We start from the raw sequence: 707 nt of genomic DNA, 5'->3' as shown, positions 1-707 counted from the left end.
ACGCTAACGTGTCGGGGGAGAAAACAGAAGGCAGCGAAGAGAGTTATACCGCCGATGTGACGGTGAGCTGGGAGCTGGACTTGTGGCAGCGATTAGCAGATGTCACAGCAGCTTCTCGTAAAGACGTTGCCGCAACTCAAGCGAGCCTACAAAACGCGACTAACCTTTTAGCTGCAAACATTATGCGTGGCTGGCTTGAAATCAGTGTGAACCAACAGCTGTTAGATATTGAGGAGCGACGTTTAGCGATCCTCGAAAACAATGAAACGCTGGTTTTAGATCGCTATCAAGTTGGGTTAGGAACGCTAGAAGAGCTCGACAATGCCAAAACCAGCACAGCTTCTACTCGCGCTACTGTCGCTCAGTATCAAGAAAACCTAGCACAGAGCAAACGAAGCCTATTGCTGATAACAGGCGAGCTGAATACCAATGTCACTGACGTCAATGTCGCGCAAGCATTTCCTGATGTTCTCAATCCACTTGAAAATATGTCGGTGCAAAATCTAGCAGGTCGTCCAGATCTTCAACAAGCCTTCTTCAATATTGAAGCCGAGAGTTTGAGAACCGATGCTGCTTATAAAGCGATGCTGCCATCGTTCAGTCTTTCTGCGAGCTTAAAAGACATGGCTGAAACACCAAGTGCAGCTTTGTTTGCCAACCCTTTGTGGAGTGCGTTAGGGCAGGTATCTGCACCGCTATTCCAAGGT

Annotated in this window: 1 protein-coding gene; it reads left to right on the top strand. The window is 48.1% G+C overall.

Annotated features, from left to right (window positions below; all coding sequences use genetic code 11):
- Positions 1 to 707 (top strand): TolC family protein (locus KIV40_RS32145; RefSeq protein ID WP_285353400.1); only part of this gene is annotated, 707 nt, incomplete at both ends.

Source organism: Vibrio sp. D173a, from assembly GCF_030248475.1.
This window is presented reverse-complemented; position numbering and strand designations above follow the sequence as displayed.